This window comes from Helicobacter anseris (assembly GCF_003364335.1).
Lineage (GTDB): Bacteria > Campylobacterota > Campylobacteria > Campylobacterales > Helicobacteraceae > Helicobacter_H > Helicobacter_H anseris.
Window position 1 is genome coordinate 1 of the sequence record NZ_NXLX01000027.1, and the last position, 17,372, is coordinate 17,372.

Annotated in this window: 15 protein-coding genes; 6 read left to right on the forward strand and 9 right to left on the reverse strand. The window is 32.8% G+C overall.

The window, feature by feature from the left end; genetic code table 11:
• Positions 1-4,182 (reverse strand): beta strand repeat-containing protein (locus tag CQA57_RS07610; protein WP_147288370.1); only part of this gene is annotated, 4,182 nt, incomplete at its 3' end.
• A gap of 214 nt (positions 4,183-4,396) precedes the next feature.
• Positions 4,397-5,356, reverse strand: a complete 960-nt coding sequence (locus CQA57_RS07615; protein WP_115579643.1) for a c-type cytochrome — start codon at positions 5,354-5,356, stop codon at positions 4,397-4,399.
• 179 nt (positions 5,357-5,535) lie between these two features.
• On the opposite strand from CQA57_RS07615, the gene CQA57_RS07620 reads away from it, so the two are divergent.
• Complete coding sequence (locus tag CQA57_RS07620) at positions 5,536-6,075, forward strand: PepSY-associated TM helix domain-containing protein (RefSeq protein WP_115579644.1); 540 nt, start codon at positions 5,536-5,538, stop codon at positions 6,073-6,075.
• Positions 6,076-6,114: 39 nt separating this feature from the next.
• Here the strand turns inward: CQA57_RS07620 and CQA57_RS07625 are convergent, their stop codons facing one another.
• Genes CQA57_RS07625 through CQA57_RS07650 form a run of 6 tightly spaced genes read right to left on the reverse strand, consistent with a single transcriptional unit; the run spans position 6,115 to position 10,832 of the window.
• The gene (locus tag CQA57_RS07625; RefSeq protein WP_115579645.1) at positions 6,115-7,050 is read right to left on the reverse strand and encodes an alpha/beta fold hydrolase; all 936 of its coding nucleotides are present in this window, start codon (positions 7,048-7,050) and stop codon (positions 6,115-6,117) included.
• Positions 7,047-7,640, reverse strand: coding sequence for a class I SAM-dependent methyltransferase (locus CQA57_RS07630; protein WP_115579646.1), 594 nt, complete (start codon positions 7,638-7,640; stop codon positions 7,047-7,049). The genes CQA57_RS07625 and CQA57_RS07630 overlap by 4 nt, the downstream gene beginning before the upstream one ends.
• Positions 7,641-8,186, reverse strand: coding sequence for a hypothetical protein (locus CQA57_RS07635; RefSeq protein WP_115579647.1), 546 nt, complete (start codon positions 8,184-8,186; stop codon positions 7,641-7,643).
• Positions 8,183-8,974 (reverse strand): MlaD family protein, encoded by a 792-nt coding sequence (locus CQA57_RS07640; protein ID WP_115579648.1) that lies wholly within the window; start codon positions 8,972-8,974, stop codon positions 8,183-8,185. The genes CQA57_RS07635 and CQA57_RS07640 overlap by 4 nt, the downstream gene beginning before the upstream one ends.
• Positions 8,959-9,732 carry an ABC transporter ATP-binding protein gene (locus tag CQA57_RS07645; RefSeq protein ID WP_115579649.1) on the reverse strand — a complete coding sequence of 258 codons (774 nt, stop codon included), beginning with the start codon at positions 9,730-9,732 and terminating at the stop codon, positions 8,959-8,961. The genes CQA57_RS07640 and CQA57_RS07645 overlap by 16 nt, the downstream gene beginning before the upstream one ends.
• A complete protein-coding gene (locus CQA57_RS07650) occupies positions 9,729-10,832 on the reverse strand; it encodes an MlaE family lipid ABC transporter permease subunit (protein ID WP_115579656.1) in 1,104 nt (367 codons plus the stop codon). Before CQA57_RS07650 ends, CQA57_RS07645 begins: the two co-directional genes overlap by 4 nt.
• A gap of 71 nt (positions 10,833-10,903) precedes the next feature.
• Between CQA57_RS07650 and CQA57_RS07655 the strand changes: the two genes are divergently transcribed.
• The 4 genes from CQA57_RS07655 to CQA57_RS07670 all read left to right on the forward strand — a co-directional run bounded on the left by CQA57_RS07655 (position 10,904) and on the right by CQA57_RS07670 (position 14,574).
• Positions 10,904-11,581 (forward strand): outer membrane beta-barrel protein, encoded by a 678-nt coding sequence (locus CQA57_RS07655; RefSeq protein WP_170126861.1) that lies wholly within the window; start codon positions 10,904-10,906, stop codon positions 11,579-11,581.
• Positions 11,582-11,727: 146 nt separating this feature from the next.
• Entirely contained in the window at positions 11,728-13,416 is a 1,689-nt protein-coding gene (locus CQA57_RS07660) for a carbon starvation CstA family protein (RefSeq protein ID WP_115579651.1), read from the forward strand.
• Complete coding sequence (locus CQA57_RS08310; protein ID WP_115579652.1) at positions 13,409-13,672, forward strand: cory-CC-star protein; 264 nt, start codon at positions 13,409-13,411, stop codon at positions 13,670-13,672. The genes CQA57_RS07660 and CQA57_RS08310 overlap by 8 nt, the downstream gene beginning before the upstream one ends.
• Entirely contained in the window at positions 13,672-14,574 is a 903-nt protein-coding gene (locus CQA57_RS07670; RefSeq protein ID WP_115579653.1) for an ArsA family ATPase, read from the forward strand. Before CQA57_RS08310 ends, CQA57_RS07670 begins: the two co-directional genes overlap by 1 nt.
• A gap of 1 nt (position 14,575) precedes the next feature.
• On the opposite strand, the gene glmS is transcribed toward CQA57_RS07670, so the two are convergent.
• Positions 14,576-16,363, reverse strand: a complete 1,788-nt coding sequence (glmS, locus tag CQA57_RS07675; protein WP_115579654.1) for a glutamine--fructose-6-phosphate transaminase (isomerizing) — start codon at positions 16,361-16,363, stop codon at positions 14,576-14,578.
• Between the two features lie 60 nt (positions 16,364-16,423).
• Here glmS and ung point away from each other — a divergent pair, with 60 nt between their 5' ends.
• Positions 16,424-17,116 (forward strand): uracil-DNA glycosylase, encoded by a 693-nt coding sequence (gene ung / locus CQA57_RS07680; protein ID WP_115579655.1) that lies wholly within the window; start codon positions 16,424-16,426, stop codon positions 17,114-17,116.
• Positions 17,117-17,372: the final 256 nt, after the last annotated feature.

Sequence of the window (17,372 nt, forward strand, 5' to 3'; positions counted from 1 at the left end):
ATTAGTTCCATTAGAGAATACTAAGCCATCATTATTATTACTATCACCATTACCATATTTAAATGTAGTAGTAGTTGCATTTACATTAAAAGTATTGGTTGCATTAGTATTAGTAATAGTATTGCTTGAGCCAATAATAGCAGTTACACTCTTAGAATCATTGCTTCCTAGATTAAAGATAGTGGTTCCTCCAGTAGTGCTTATATTACCATTTAATGTTCCACTCTCTCCATTAAAGTTGATAATGGTATTTCCGCTATTATTATTTGTAATTCCAGCTGTTAGAGCAAGAGTTGCGCCATTACCAATATCTACTATGGTGGTGGCTGAGTTTGTTACCGCTCTAGTGATTGTTCCTGATTTGTTTTCTAAGACATTGATATGCGTAGTTCCTCCTGAAGTGCCAAGAGTTCCACTCAGTATTCCACTTGTTTCTTTAAAATTGATAGTTGTAGTCCCACCACTTGTAGAGACATTACCAGTAAGTTTTCCACTTGCTCCATTGAAATTGATAGTAGAAGTTCCACTATTTGTAGTGATACTGCCATTATTATTGCTATTCATTGTTAGAGTTTTACTTGCTCCAATATTGATAATATTTCCACCATCTCCACTTACACTGCTTCCTTCAAAAACTAAATCATTGCTAATAGTTGCACTTACATTTGATAAATCAAAGATGTTTTGTCCTGCATTTGAAGTAAAGACAGTATTACCATTTGCAATACTATAAGTTCCATTATCATTTGTAAAGCTAAATGTTGTAGTTCCACCACTTGTGCTTACATTACCACTGAAAGTTCCAGTGCTATTGCTTCCATTAGAGCTATCTCCTAAGAAGTTAATTTCTGTTGTTCCACTAGTTGTAGTGATGGTTTTAACTCCATTGCTATCATCAGATAGTGTTAGAGATTTTTCATTTGAGATATTAAAGATGTTTTTACCAGTTGCATTCTCTTCACTTCTTTGTGCTGTAAGATTTGAAGTAACTTTTGTATCTCCTTGGATATTAAAAGTATTGTTTCCATTACCGCCAATAGAGATTTTACTTAAGCTTTCAGTCATAGAGAAAGTTGAATTATTTTCAGTGAAAATAATATTATTGTTTCCGCCATTATTAGCTATGATTACTTTAGCTGTCAATAAAGTTGTAGCAATGTTATTTTCTCCACTAATATCAGACTTAATTGATTCTGTTGAATTTAAAGCTTTAACATTGATATAGTTTTTTCCACTTTTTGCATAAATGTTTGTTGTATTTAGTGTAAGTTTATCTGCTTGATAAGTATTAGTATTCCAATTAGAATCACCAAAATCTATTTTTAAACTTAAACTTCCATCACTAGCATTTCCGGTAGTTAAATCTTTTCCAATGTAGTTGTAAGCTGTTTTATTTTCACCAACAGAAGCCTCCTTATTGATATCTGTGATGGTTAGTGTTGTAGCACTACTTAGATTATTAAAACTTAGAATATTTTTGGTGTTGCTTAGAGTTCCACTTGTAGAAACTGCTGTGAGTTCGGAGATTGAAGCAGAGTTACTATTGACTATTCCATTGAATTTAAAGATATTATGTTTTATGCTATTGGTGTCTATTGTATTATCTGCAATGATTGAGAGATTAGAATCTTTAAAAGTAGTAGTTCCTGAGATATCAAAAAGGTTTTTAGCTTCATGGCCACCACTCCCAGCCTTAATAGAGCTAATATTTTCAAAGGTTAAGTTATTTTGTGTAGTGATGATATTTGTTCCAGTGCCTAAACCATCTGCGGTAATCACATAAGAAGCTGTGCTTCCTCCTAGGGTATTAGTATCACTTCCATTAAAAGCAATGGTATTGGTTCCACCACTTGTAGAGACATTTCCGATAATAGAAGAAATTCCAGAATTAAAAGTGATTGTATTACTTCCATTAGAAGTTGAGATATTTCCTGTGATGGAGTTGGTTCCAGATGAGCTAATGGTGATTTCATTTGTTCCGACACTTCCACTAGATGCTACTGTTGCGAGTATATTTCCAGTGATTGCAGTATTAGTAGATGCTCCATTTATTATTATAGTATTGGTTCCGCCATCTGCTTCAATTACATTTGCATTTGAATTTTTTAAGACATTAGTTCCAACTGATGCTGTAATTATATTTTTTGTTCCACCATTTGTTTTAATTTTTCCATTGATGGTTAAAGAAGTAGAACTATCCTTTGCCTCTATGGTATTACTTGCAGCATTGCCACCATTCTGATTTGCGGTAATATCACCACTAATGGTGTTGATTCCATTAGTAAAAGTGAAGGTATTTTTTCCCTCTATATTATCATATGGGCTTGCAGTGATGTTTCCAGTGATAATATTAGTTCCAGATGAGCTGATGGTAATCTCATTTATTCCGCTATATGTAGCTGGTGTGCCTTGAGCAAGGATATTTCCAGTGATTGTGGTGCTACTACCCCCTAAGGTAATAGTATTGGTTCCGCTATACGCATGAATTACATTTTTACCTTCATTCTTTAAAGCATTATCCCCAACTGATGTTGTAATATTTATAGTGCCTGTATTTGCCTGAATCATTCCATTGATGGTTAAAGAAGTAGAACTATCCTTTGCCTCTATGGTATTACTTGCAGCATTGCCACCATTCTGATTTGCGGTAATATCACCACTAATGGTGTTGATTCCATTGGTAAAGATAAGGGTATTTTTTCCCTCTGCATTACTAGATGAAGTTGCAGCAATATTGCCAGTGATAGTATTGGTCTTGGAAGACTCAAAGGTAATAGTATTATAACTAGCATTATTACCTGAAGAAGCCATAGCCTCAATGTTTCCAGCAATACTAGAAATCTTATCGCCATTAAAGGTAATTTGATTGTCTCCACTGTTTGCATAAATCTTTCCATTGATACTCCCACCAGTATTAAAGAGAATAACATTTTTACCTCTTCCAACAAAAGAGCTACCATTTTGTGCTGTAATATTTCCAGAAATAATGTTTTTTTCACTTCCATTGAAAGTGATGTTATTTGTTTGCTGTTGTTCTTGACTTTGAAGATTAGAACCTATTGAGGTAATACTACCTATAGTATTATTTACTGTCGAATTCTCAAAAACAATATTGTAGATATTTTGTCCAGAGTTTGTGCTTCCTGCAATCTGGATTCCTCCAGCAAGAGTATTTATACCTCCTTTAAAATTGATATTTGTTGTCGCGCCAATTGCACTACTTCCACTATCAGGCTTACTAATAGCCTTGGTGATGGATACACTATTATCAAATGTAAGCGTTCCACCACCTCCGCTCTCACTCGTGATGCCACCGGTAATTATAAGGACATTTTTACTATTTGAAATTGTAGTATTTCCATCTGCTAGATTGATACCTCCATTGAGTGTCGGATTGTTTGCTGTAAAATTAAAAGTATTTGTGCTACTAGATCCTTTTGTTTGATAAGAATTATTGATAATAATATTCCCTATTACTTCCCCGCCAAAAGTGAAATTAGTACTTACACTAGCTCCGCTATCTCCTGCTTTTATGATGATGTTTCCTACTACATCTCCACCAAAGTTTGCCTCAAAATGATTTTCATCAACACCACCATTAACTACCAAAATCCCCCTGAAAGCAGTCCCCTTGTCCACATTAGATAGATCCAGTTTCATTATTTTGTTTGAGTTAGAAGAGCTAGTATTAGCTCCTCCAAAATCAAAAGTAAGGGTTTTGCTTTGCATATCAATGCCACTATTGGATTTTAATTGCAAAATTGGGTTTATAGAAGAGCTAGCATCATCTCCCATAGCAATTGTATAAGCAGTATTACTAAGAGAATCTGTTGGGGAACTTGTTCCACTATTGAATTGCAAAGTAATATCCACTGGACTAGCAGTTCCATTACTTGTTGTTAATGTATAAAGATTATTCTCACCCCCGCTATTATTTTCACTCCAAGCAACATTACTAGGATTAAAAGCAGTCAAACTTCCACTACTACCGCTTGTTCCATAACAAAAAACAGGGCTTGTAGCATTACTACAAGAAGCTTCAGCACTTGCAATATTGCCACTTAAAAATAATGCTAGGGAACTAGCAACCAAAGGCTTGAAAAAATTGTTTGGAGAAAGAAAAGCATTTAAAGGAATACCGCCCTTCCCTCCTTTAAATACACTAAGATTTTGCTTCATCACACCAGCTCCCTTTAAGGTATTTTTTAAATATTTTGCCCTTTAAATAACTCGTGATTGTATAAAAAAAATTGCTTTTTAACAAATAACAAAAAAAAAGGGGGGGGGGGGGTGCTAAATATTTATAAAATAATGCATTTTAAGCAACTATAGAGATTTTGAAATCTCTATAGTTTTTAGTAGAGTCAATCCAATGCTTTTATACAAGCATAATTAGTTATTTTGCCTTATAAGGTCCATAACGATGCTGAGTAGTAGAGAGATTATCATCATAAGGCCCCACATCCATATCTAAAGGCTTGAGTTTTAAGTCTGGAAAATCTTTATCTCTATTTGCTTTTACAGGTCTTTTTTGAGAATTTATATAAGCCGCAACATCATAAGCTTCTTCTAAACTCAAGTTTGCATCACCTTGTGGCATATTTGCTTTAATATATGATGCTGCCTTGATAAGTCTATACATTCCTGCACCTGTATTATAGGAATCATCACCCCAAAGTGGAGGAAATATGTAATAAGATCCTGTTTTTTCTGGATTCTTCATTCCAAGACCATTATTTTGATGACATGCGGCACATTTTTCTTCATATATCTTTTTTCCAGCTTTTGGATCTGCTGCTCTTGACAAAAACTCTACTGCTTTTAACCCCTGCCCCTGTGTTTTTGCACCCACTTGAATTCCTTGAGAAAGCCATTGCATATAAGTCATAATTGCTTTCATTTCAATAGAATCTACAGGCATTCTTTTACCATTCATACTTCGCTCAAAACACCCATTCACCCTATCTTCCAAGGTAATAACCTTATCTGCTCTTGCATTGTATTGAGGAAACCTCCCCCAAATACCAACAAACCCTGACTGATTTGCCACACTGCCTCCTTTAGCATGACAGCTTGAACAAGAAAGATTATTGCCTGCGAAACGCTTACTCTTATCTTTAGCCTGTGGTCCTACATACTTAGTGGTTTCATTTAGAATTTTATTTCCTAAAATAACCATCTCAGAATACTTCGAGTTTTTTGGCATTTTCTCCTCTACCACATAACCATCTGTATCTAATGCATCAGGCAATGTCCATTTAGCCTCAGATAAAGAAATACCAGTATCTGACTTTTTAGCCCACAAACCACTTCCCACAAAAAAACACAAAAATACTAAATAAAAAAATCTCTTCATAAAAACACCTCTATTTATCTTTCTATTTATCTTTAATAAAAATTTAATATTTAAGAATATCAGGATCGTCTTAATAAATATCATTTATTATTAAAAAATATAATACTATATTTGATTATTTCTTGACTAAATCTAATTTATAATTATGAATATCTTTATCATTATTAAGGGATTATTTTATGAATAAAAGCTTATTTAGAAAAATACATATTTATGCAAGTGTATTCTTTTTGCCTATGGCATTGCTCTTTTTACTTACTGGGGTTTTGTATATTTGTGGAATCAATCAAGATTATAATCTTGAGCAAAAAAAATATGAGATTTTTCAAAAAGAACCTATAGAAGATTTACAAGAATTTGTCCTCAATTTCTTAAAAGAAAATCAAATCCCACTACCAAGTAATACGAATTTACAAAAAGGAAAAAGAGGCACTATGATGGGAAGTGCAAAATATTCCATCACTATTGAGCAAAAACAAAATCAAGTTATCATTCAAACCAACAAAAGAAGTTTTTATGGAAATTTGATGATGCTACACAAATCAAAAGTTGGCAAGGCTTTTCAAATTTTTTCTATTATTTTTGGAATTGCACTTTTAGTTTTTTATTTTAGTGGATTTATCATCACTTCTTGGTGCAAACAACATAGAAAGGAAAGTTTGATTTTTCTTACCCTAGGAATCTTACTTACAAGTATTTTGGGATATATTAGTCTTTAAGTCTTTCAAAAATTTGCAGAGAATTTAATCTCTGCAATCTTAATTTTCAATTTTTTTTAACCAATCTAAAACATCTCGCAGATAAATCTCTTTATCTTTTTCATTAAAGACTTCATGACGACAATTATCATAAAGCTTTAGAGTTACATTTTTATAGCCTTGTGCACAAATATGATTATATGCCTTTTGTACACCTTTGCCAAAATCACCGCAAGCATCATCTCTCCCACTTATAAACAAAATAGGTAGATTTGGCTTTGAGATAGCATTGGGATATTTTGAAAAGACTTGTTTTACTCCGGCAAAAAGATTTGCAAAGCTATTGAGTGAAAATAAAAATTGACATTTTTTATCTTTGTCATATTTTTCTACCACCTCAACATCACTACAAATCCAATGAGATGAACTTTTTGGGATGACAGTCTTAAATCTTGCATTAAAACTACCCAAAGAGAGAAAGTGTATAAAACCTTGTGCTAATTGTTCAAACTTTTTATTAAAACTTATCTGTTTTAAAAAGAAACTTAATTTTGAACCAAGTGGAGCAAAAGCGTTTGGTGATGGACTTCCTGATAAAACCAATGCATCAATTCTATCCTCATAAAGTTGCAAAAATCTTCTTGAGAGTAAAGAACCCATACTATGGCCTAACAAAATAATTTTAGATTCCCTATTTTCCCTTCTTATAATTTCATTGAGTGATAGCATATCTCCTACTGCTTTTTCAAAACCATTTTCTCCCATTTCTCCTAAAAATACATTACCACCGACACTTTCTCCATGTCCTCTATGATCATTGATATAAACTTTATATCCAGCTTTTGTAAATTCTTCACATAACCACAAATAACGCTCTTTGTGTTCTATCATCCCATGTGCAATCTGTATTACCTTGCCATTAAAATCTTCTGGTTCATAACAATCATAAACAATATTGCCAAAATCACTTTTAAAAAATAGATTTGCTTTTCTCAAAATCTCATTCCTTTTAATAAAAAAATAATCCCTGCTCCATTATTGATTACTATGCTTTCACTCTCTTGAATTTGTATCAAATCCTTATAGCGCTCTATCACTAAATCTAAATTTTCAAAAAACCTTACATGAGATGCAGAATCATAATTTGGCACAGAGAGGATAACTCTAGTCTTTGGTTTTAACAATGATAAAAGATGCAAGTCTTCATTTAAATGTTCTAATACTTCCAAAATAACAACACAATCAAATTTTTCTTCAAAGATATTTGAGCAAAAAATATTCTCTTGCTTAAAAATAAAACCTTCTAATTCTTTTTTCTTTGCTTGTGAGATTGCCTCTTTACTAAAATCTATACCACAATAATTCCTTAAACCATTATCTTTCAAAAAACTTGCAAATTGCCCCACCCCACAGCCAATATCTAAAATTTTTTTATTACTCAAATCACCTATGAGTGCCAATACTCTTTTCCAAGTCTCAAAATAAGGAGAATGCATATAATGCTTTAAATAATTCCCTTGCCATCCCCCTTCTTTATACATACGATTATAATAATCTTCTTTTACCTCTTGCTTTGCTATATCCACTTACCTAGATACCAATTCTAAAAATTCATTAACACCTTCTTGAGCAAGTTTTTGTAAGTCTGATACCTCTCCATTTTCTTTAGATTTTTTTATCACACCCATAGCAATAACATTTAACCTATCATCTGCTATCTTATAGGCAAATTCTACATTTGGGCTTGAATCCAAAAATCCTAAAAACAAAATTTCTAAAGTTACAAATTTTTTTACTTTGCCCATACTGCTTCTTTCAAAGCTAATACATCTCTCATATCCTTGTTTAATTAGCATTGATTGAATCATATCTTTTGGATGATCAACCCACTGCACATCACCATAAGTGCTGATCTCTCCGCTAGATTTCTTATGCAAAATATTTTTATTATTTAAAGAAGTAACGGCTAAAACCCCTCCTAATCCAACGATATTAAAATTTGAACAAGTAGAATTTTTTAACCCTGTTGTATCTAAATCATAATAAGTTTTTTTTGGAATCTCAGATTTTATCTTTACATCTACACAACCAAAAAATAATATAAGATTTAAAAATAAAATTATTTGTCTCATTTCTTTTGTTCTCCAAAAATAGTGTTATAAGGGTCTCTTTCAAACTTATCTAAAATATTTCCCCCTCTTTTAAAAAATTGATCCATATAATTTAAGCTTGTATCCAGTCGCATTAAAAATGGATTTAAAATTTCTTTTGCATTAAAGTCTCCATTTTGCACTTGCTCGTTAAGAGATTTTACTAATGCATTTGTATTGTTTGTAATATTTGTAATTTCTAGTTGCATATCTTTGAGATTTTTGCTCAAAACATTGATAGATTCTAAAGTATCTGAAATATTTTTCATATTATTTTCACTAAATAAAATCTTAAGACTTTTTAATAGAACGCTTACCTCATCACTAACTTCACTAGCCTTTGAAGTAAGCTTTCCAAAGATATTTGGCTCAAAATTTAAAGTGGCATCTTTTTCATCTGTAATAAAATCATTTTCCTTGCTCTGTTTTAAAGCCAAATAACTCATTCCTGCCAATCCTTGAGAATCAACTGCTAATGTAGAGTTTTTGCGAACAGGAATAATTTTTTTTATTTTTACGATAATTTTTACCACTCCTAATCTATCCTTATCAAAACCAATATGGCTAATACTTCCTATTGTAATTCCTTTGTATCTCACAGGTGTATTGATACCAAGTCCAGAAATTTCATTTTCAGTATAAATACGATAATATCTATATTCTTTATCATCAAAACTAAATCTTCCCATTATGATAATAAAAAGCACCAATGCACTTAAAATTGAAAAAAATATGATGCCTATGAATAAAAAATTTATGCGTCTTTCCAAAATCTTTCTCCTCGCGTGCTATTAAATAAATTATCTTTACTAATGCCATTTGTTTTTGCATAAGATGAAAATTCTTTCAAAGTTCCTTTAAATTCAATTTCTCCATTTCTTAATAAAATAAATCGATCTACCATATCTTTAATCGTGTCCAAATCATGTGTAACAATCACTACACTAAAAGGATTAGTTTCTTTGAGTTCTAGAATTAAATCGTCAAATTTTCCTGCACTCAAAGGATCAAGCCCACTTGTTGGCTCATCTAAAAATAAAATTTCAGGATTTAATATCATTGCTCTAGCAAGCCCTACCCTCTTTTTCATTCCGCCACTCAACTCATAGGGATAAAGCTCAAATGCTCTTTTATCTAACCCTACACGATCTAGCCACATTTTGGAAATCTCTGTGATGACACTTTTTGGATAATTACTATATTCTTCAAGCATAATGCCTACATTTTCTAAAACATTTAAAGAGCTAAATAAAGCACCAAATTGAAACAAAACTCCGCAACGATTTAAGATTCTATTTCGCTCCAAAAGCGTAAGTTTGCAAATATCTTCACCAAATATTTTGATTTCCCCACTTACAGGCTTATTTAGCATAATCATATTTGAAAGCAGGGTGCTTTTTCCACTACCACTTCCTCCCAATATTGCAAAATTTTCACCCCTAAAAACTTCAAAACTAATAGATTTGTGAATAATAGTATTACCATATGCACTTACAAGATTTTTTACTTCAATAATTTTTTCTTTCATATATCTAACCTTGTAAAAACAATAGAAAAAATCGCATTGATAAAGATAATCCAAAAAAGTGCATTTACCACACTAGTGGTGGTGGATCTACCTATTTGCTCCGTATCTCCATAAACTTGCAATCCTCTAAAACAACCCACCAAAGCAATTGCAGCTCCAAAAAAAGGAGCCTTGATAATACCTACTAAAAAATTACTCCATCCTACGGTTTCATAGAATCTTTCTGCATATTGCAAAAACCCAATACCAAGCTGAGATTTTATAGCAAGCATACCTGCAAAAATACTTGATGCATCAGCTAAAAAAACCATCAATGGCATTACAATCACTAATGCTAAAAATCTTGGCACAACCAAAAAATCCATCAAATTAAAATTCATAACACGCATTGCATTGCTTTCTTCAGTAATATTCATAACCCCAATTTGTGCCGTAAAACTAGAAGCACTCCTCCCTGCTAAAACAAGGGCCAAAACAAAAGGACCCATCTCTCTTAAAGAAAGCTTTGCTGTGGTGTCTATACTTAAAAGTGGAGCACCCATAGCTTGAAGCTGGATAGCACCCTGTAAAGTAATAGCACCACCTACAATAAAAGATGTTAAAAGCGCTACGGGCAAAGCCTTAAAACCTGCTTCATTCATATGATATAAAAAGGATTTCCAACGAAATCTTTTTGGATTTAAAATACTTAAATAAATACAAAAAAGCATCAAACCAAAAAAATTCAAAAAATCCACCACATCACTTGAGAATCTAGAAATTTTATTTTTAAAAGGTGTAAAAAAATATCTCCAATCAAAAACTTGTTGCTGTATTTTTGATGGAGAATAGAGTCTTTTAAAATCAGATATCAGTATTTCTGTGGTGCTACTAGCGCCTTGATAAGAAAAAACATGTGTGTTTAAAAATAAAAAACTAATTGCCACAAAATCAATCTTACTAACATTTGAAAAATCTAAAATAACATTTGAATATTTTTTTGATTCTAGTTCATAGGATTTCAAAGTATTTTTTGATAAAGAAAAATCCCAAACACCATAAAGATAAAATATAGCTTTGTCTTTGTCGATTGTAATTTTAAAGCTACCTTTTGAGGCCATAAAAACTCTCTTGATTTTTTGGGTAGAATTATAGCAAAAAGTTGCATAGCAAACTAACGATGAAGTTAATGATGAGAAGTTTATTTTTTTTATTTTTTTGCTTAGTATATTTTGTATTTTCACAAGAAACTACGCTAGATAATCAACAAGATGACATATTTTTGTCAGAAGATGTCAAACAAATTTATGAAGATCAAGAGCTTATTAGACAAAAAAGTGGCAAGTATCTTGCCATAAGTCTTGGAACCTCTGCACTAAGAACACAAAGACTTATTACCAATCAAAAAGAAGAGAGTTATGTCCCCATTCTCTTGGGATTAAAAACAGGGGTTCAAAGTTTTTTTACCAAAAATGTTGGAATCCGTGGGTTTTTTGCATTTGATACTTACACAAAAACAGCCACAGGAAAAAGGGAAAACTCCACAATGGCATTTTTTGGTTTTTTTTCACTTGGGATTGATGCAATAGCAGAATTTCCAATCACAAAAAGTCAAAGAAATTTTTTGGGAGGTTTTTTTGGGATAGGATTTGGTGGCGTTGTTTATACAGATAATGCAAACTATAAAGGATTTAAAAATATGTTTATTTCTGGAGGATTTATAGTAGAAACTGGCATAGAGCTTACACTAGCCATCAAACATCGTGTTACAATAGGTGCAAAAGTAACACCTATACAAAAAGAAATTTCACAATCTGTGGTTGAGCAAACCGATATACTGCCATTTATTAGCTATCAATACAAATTCTAAACTCTATACAACCCTGATGTATAAATTGCGTTTTTTTGTAACAAAAATATAAAAATTATTAGGAGTTAAGATGTTTATTAAGATCAAGAAACTAGATTTTGTTAATATAAACAACATTTTGTAACATTTTTAAATAAGGATAAAAGATGAATGCCCTGATTCTACTTGTTATAGGAATAGCAGGTCTTTGTTTTGGGTGGTTTATTTACTCAAAATTTGTTGCTTCAAAAATCTTAAAACTTGACAAAAATTTTGCAACACCATCACATACTTTGCGAGATGACATAGATTATATCCCTACAAACAAATTTGTATTGTGGGGACATCATTTTACAGCCGTTGCTGGTGCTGCACCTATCGTAGGTCCTGCAATTGCTGTGCAATGGGGCTGGATGCCTGCATTTTTTTGGGTTATTTTAGGAACAATATTTTTTGCAGGAATCCACGATATGAGTGCATTATGGGCAAGCGTAAGACATCAAGGTCAATCTATTGGTAGCGTTTGTCGCCATATAGTGGGCTCTAAAGTAGGACAACTTTTTATGATTGTCATTTTCCTTGTGCTTTTGATGGTAAATAGTGCCTTTGGCGTCATTATTGCCCAAGAATCTGTGCAGCATCCCTCTACCATTATCCCAGCATGGGGTGCTGTTGCTGTGGCAATCCTCATGGGGGTTGCCATTTATCGCTTCAAGCTAAATCTTGGAATTGTAACAATCATTGGCGTTGTGACTCTTTATGGTTTAGTTCCCCTTGGTGGAATATTACCTATAAATTTACCCGACAATTTTGCAGGATTTAATGCCTATCAACAATGGATTATCATTCTTTTTGTTTATGCTGGAATTGCTTCTATTATGCCTGTATGGCTACTCTTGCAACCGCGAGATTATATCAATGGTATTCAGCTTTTTATAGGATTGATTTTGCTTTATGGCTCAATTTTTATTGTTGCTCCAAAAGTAGTTGCACCAGAGCTTATACCAGCTATTCAAGAAAATGGTGGATGGAGTATTCTTATCCCTGTTTTATTTATCACAGTTGCTTGTGGTGCAATTAGTGGATTTCATGGAATTGTTTCTTCAGGAACTACTTCAAAGCAAATTGACAAAGAAACTGATGTAAGATTTGTGGGTTATCTTGGAGCTGTAGGAGAAGGCTCCTTGGCACTTGCAACTATTATTGCCTGTATCGCAGGACTAGGACTGCTCAACGCTGATTTAAATCCAGAAACTTGGGCAATGCTTTATAAAGGTGGGGCTGGGAATTTTTCTAGTGGAGGTGCTGCGATATTGCACGCAGGACTTGGTATCCCGGAGAGCATCGCACAAACACTACTTTCTTTGATGATTATTCTTTTTGCTGCCACTACTATGGACGCTGGAATTAGACTACAACGCTATATTGTTCAAGAATGGGGAGAACTTTATAAGATTCCTTTCTTGAAAAACAAATGGTTATCCACGCTTGTTGCTGTATTTTTATGTTTTACACTATCTTGGAATGGACTTGGAGAGGGAGGAAAAAATGAAGTTGCTATCTGGCCTTTATTTGGCGCAACTAATCAAATCCTAGCCTCATTAACCTTGCTAACAATTTCTGTAATACTGATTAAAAGCAAGAGATTTAAAGGTTCTCTTGTCACACTTATTCCGATGACTTTCATTTTATGCATGTCATTTTGGGGTGCATTGATAAAACTAAAAGACTATTTTATTGCTCAAAATTATCTTTTATTTGCAATCAGCTTTATTGTGATTATTGTAACTATTGCTGTTGTGCTATCTGCACTCTCTATAATTTTTAAAATCATCAATTCTAAAGAAAATGCTTAATCTTTTAAAATCTTGTAACTCGTTTTTTACGAGTTACTATGAGCTAGGATACAAAAGAGCTATTAAAAGAGAGAAAGAAGAAATTGAGGATTTTTTTATGATTTTGGCTTTTTCTGAGATGATGGGAATCCCAAATCCCTATGAGTTTTATACACTAGAACTCATTCCAAGCCTTATGCCAAAATTTCACCAATGGCACAAAAAAGCTGGTTTTGAAAAATCTCCTTTTGACTACTTTCCTTGTATGTGTTGCTAATGGATTCAAAGATTATTTTTGTGGGGGGAAAGGGAGGAGTTGGAAAAAGCACTATTGCAAGCTCTCTTGCTTGCAATCTTTGCACAAAAGATAAAAAAATATTACTTATTTCAACAGACCCTGCACACAATCTTTCTGATCTCTTTCAAATAAAGCTTTCAAACAACATCACTCCTTTGGATAAAAATCTCTCTGTTTTAGAAATTGATCCAAAAAAAGAAGCACAAAACTATATTAAAGAAATTTCTCGAAATAATAAAGCTTTTGTATCTCCAAATTCTTATGAAATGCTTGATAAATATTATCAAAGTGCAATGGAAAATGGAATCACTCAAGAATCTGCCCTCTTTGATAAACTCATAAATCTTACGATAGACACTCTTGATTCTTGGGATCATATTATTATTGATACTGCACCAACTGGACATACTCTAAGACTTTTTACTCTTGCTAATACGCTTAAAACCTGGAATAAAACTATTTTAAAAAATCAACAAAAAAATATCCATTTAGAAAATATACTAGGCACTCCACAAAGTGATGAAAATCTTTTAAATAGACTAGAGATGCGTTATAAAAAATATACTGCTTTTCAAAATCTACTACATGATAAAAAATCTTGTGGGATTATTTTTGTTTTAAATCCTGATTTTTTATCCATAAAAGAAACAAATCGTGCCATTCAATCTCTAAGCAAAATTGATATAAAAGCCCTAGCTATCAACAAAATAGCACCATTAAGCAAGGAAGATTTTTTCTACAATCGTTATAAGATTCAAGAAAAATACTTAGAAAAAATAAATAAAATTTTTAAAAAATATACCAAATGGTATATCCCTCTTTTGGATAAAGATATTTTGCAAAAAAATCAAATCCAAAACCTCTTAGAGCATATATTTTAATTTATTCTACTGTGACACTTTTTGCAAGATTTCTTGGCATATCTACATCATTACCTAGCTTTATGGCAATCTCTAAAGCCAAAATCTGCAATGCCACCATCATAGAGAAAAACTCTTCCATATAGCTTGATGCCTTTGGAATAAAAATCATATCATCAGCCACTTCACACTCTTGAGAGCTAATAACACAAATTGTTGCATCTCTGGCACTTAATTCCTCAATATTGCTTTTGATTTTTTCAAATAGCAAATGCTCTGGCATCAATGCAATGGTAAAAAGATGAGAATCTGCCAATGCTATAGGTCCGTGTTTCATCTCCCCACTAGCATAACCCTCTGCATGCAAATAACTAATCTCTTTTAGTTTCAATGCCCCCTCTAATGCCAAAGGAAAAAACACATCTCTACCGATGAAGAAAAATCCATGCCCATGCAAATAGCGTTTTGATAATCTCTTGATTCTCTCATGTAGTTTAGAATCTACTTTTGTGGCTTTTGTAGCTTTTAGCATTGCTTGTGCTTGTTCTTTAATCTCTTGAGCATTTATCAACTTTTTCTCCTGGGCGATAAATACTCCAAGCATCCAAAGCACCAAAACCTGAGAAGCAAAAGCCTTTGTGCTTGCAACCCCTTTTTCTATCCCTACACGCGTTAAAATCACCCTGTCACTTTCTCTTACAATAGAGCTATTATCCACATTACAAATTGCTAGGGTTTTGAGATGGTGTTTTTTCACAAGCTTTAATGCCTCAAGTGTATCTGCAGTTTCTCCACTTTGCGAGATTGTGATAAAAAGCTCATTTTCTTTTATCACAAAATCCGCATATCTAAACTCACTTGCAATCACAACATTAACTCTTATTTTTGCAAATCTCTCTAAAAGATATTTCCCTACCATCGCAGAATGATAGCTCGTGCCACAAGCACAAATTGTAATAGATTCTATGCCTTCAAAAAAATCTCTATCTAAGTTTTCTAAAGCGATCCTATCTTCGCTTACTCGCCCCATCATAGTTTCTAGCAAAACACTATGTTGTTCATAAATTTCTTTTTCCATAAAATAGCGATAACCATCTTTTTGTGCAAAAGATTTATTGATGTTTAATGGCTGAATATTTTGCAACTTATCAAAATCCCCCTCTTGCATAAAACCAATATCTCCATCTTCAAGATAAACCACTTCTTGAGCCAAACCAATCAAAGGCGCATCAGAGCTTGCAAAATAAATCCCACCTTCTCCTCTTGCAATAATCAATGGTGAGCCATTTTTTGCATAAAAAATCTTTGTAGAATCTTTTTTGCTAATCAATAAAATCGCATAAGCGCCCTTAATAGTATCTATAGTTTTTTTAAAAGCCTTAAAACTATCATCACAATTTTTTAAGTTTTCCTCAAAAAGATGCACAATAACTTCTGTGTCTGTTTGAGATAAAAAATGATGTCCTTTAGCTTGAAGCATCTCTTTTATTTCTTGATAATTTTCTATGATTCCATTATGCACGACATTGCTAAATTCTGCAATATGTGGATGCGCATTTGCTTCTGTCGGTTTTCCATGTGTTGCCCATCTTGTATGACCTATCCCAATGCCAAAACCTTGAGTGCTAAAATCTTTGAGCTTATTTTCAAGATTGATGATTTTTCCTACAGCCTTAAAAGTAGAAAGCTCTCTATCTTGCAAAACCGCAATACCCGCACTATCATAACCTCTATATTCTAACTCTTTAAGTCCATTTAATAATATTTCTTTAATCTCATTTTTACCGATATAGCCCACAATACCGCACATTGATTTTCTCTCCCAAAAAACTTATAATGTGCATTTTAGCATAAATTCAAAGGGGCTATAATGGATAGAATCCTCATTAGAGAAGAGTGGAAAGAACTATTAAAAGAAGAGTTTTCTAAACCCTACTTTTTAAAAATTAAAGAAAAATATATACAAGCAAAAAAACAAGGACAAATCGTCTTTCCACCTGCAAAACTTACCTTTAATGCTCTAAATCTCACACCTCCACAAAAGCTAAAAATACTTATTCTTGGGCAAGACCCCTATCATGGAAGCATTTTTGTCAATCAACAAGAAATCCCTCAAGCAATGGGGCTTAGTTTTTCTGTGCCAAGGGGAGTTCCTATACCCCCTAGCCTCAAAAATATTTACAAAGAGCTCGCACAAAGTATAGATTTTACACCACCAAATCACGGAGACCTTACAAAATGGGCAGAAAATGGAATCTTGCTTTTAAATGCAATTTTTAGTGTGCAAAAAGGTTTGCCCGCCTCTCATCAAGATTTTGGTTGGGAAGAGTTTAGTGATGCAATTATCAAAAATATTTCTCATCATTTTGAAGGTATTGTTTTTATGCTTTGGGGTAATTTTGCAAAGAAAAAAATCCCCCTTATTGATTCAAATAAACACACTATTATCACAGCACCCCATCCTAGCCCTCTTGCAAGAGGATTTGTGGGTAGTGGGGTTTTTAGAGATGCAAATCTTGCATTACAAAAATATCACAAGACAATGGATTGGCGATTAGAATAAAGCCCATGCAGACAAATTTCTTTTTTAATCCTGTCATTATAGCTTATTGTGCTACAACCCTAAATGATAAAAACTTTAATGATATAAAGTTTATAATAATTGTTCTCTATGACAACCCACAGCTTATGCTCTAGGGATTAAAACAAGATAAAAGTAAAGAAAGTGAGGAAGACAATGAAAGTAATAGGAATCTTAGTTTTAGCATTTATCTTACTATGGTTATGGAATCTTGGAGTTTTTACATACCTTATGCCAA

Coding starts and splice junctions, on each gene's coding strand:
- CQA57_RS08310 (WP_115579652.1), top strand. CDS start 13,409: ATGCTTAATCTTTTAAAATCTTGTAACTCGTTTTTTACGAGTTACTAT.
- CQA57_RS07650 (WP_115579656.1), bottom strand. CDS start 10,832: ATGGCCTCAAAAGGTAGCTTTAAAATTACAATCGACAAAGACAAAGCT.
- CQA57_RS07615 (WP_115579643.1), bottom strand. CDS start 5,356: ATGAAGAGATTTTTTTATTTAGTATTTTTGTGTTTTTTTGTGGGAAGT.
- CQA57_RS07660 (WP_115579651.1), top strand. CDS start 11,728: ATGAATGCCCTGATTCTACTTGTTATAGGAATAGCAGGTCTTTGTTTT.
- CQA57_RS07645 (WP_115579649.1), bottom strand. CDS start 9,732: ATGAAAGAAAAAATTATTGAAGTAAAAAATCTTGTAAGTGCATATGGT.
- CQA57_RS07635 (WP_115579647.1), bottom strand. CDS start 8,186: ATGAGACAAATAATTTTATTTTTAAATCTTATATTATTTTTTGGTTGT.
- CQA57_RS07670 (WP_115579653.1), top strand. CDS start 13,672: ATGGATTCAAAGATTATTTTTGTGGGGGGAAAGGGAGGAGTTGGAAAA.
- glmS (WP_115579654.1), bottom strand. CDS start 16,363: ATGTGCGGTATTGTGGGCTATATCGGTAAAAATGAGATTAAAGAAATA.
- ung (WP_115579655.1), top strand. CDS start 16,424: ATGGATAGAATCCTCATTAGAGAAGAGTGGAAAGAACTATTAAAAGAA.
- CQA57_RS07655 (WP_170126861.1), top strand. CDS start 10,904: ATGAGAAGTTTATTTTTTTTATTTTTTTGCTTAGTATATTTTGTATTT.
- CQA57_RS07620 (WP_115579644.1), top strand. CDS start 5,536: ATGAATAAAAGCTTATTTAGAAAAATACATATTTATGCAAGTGTATTC.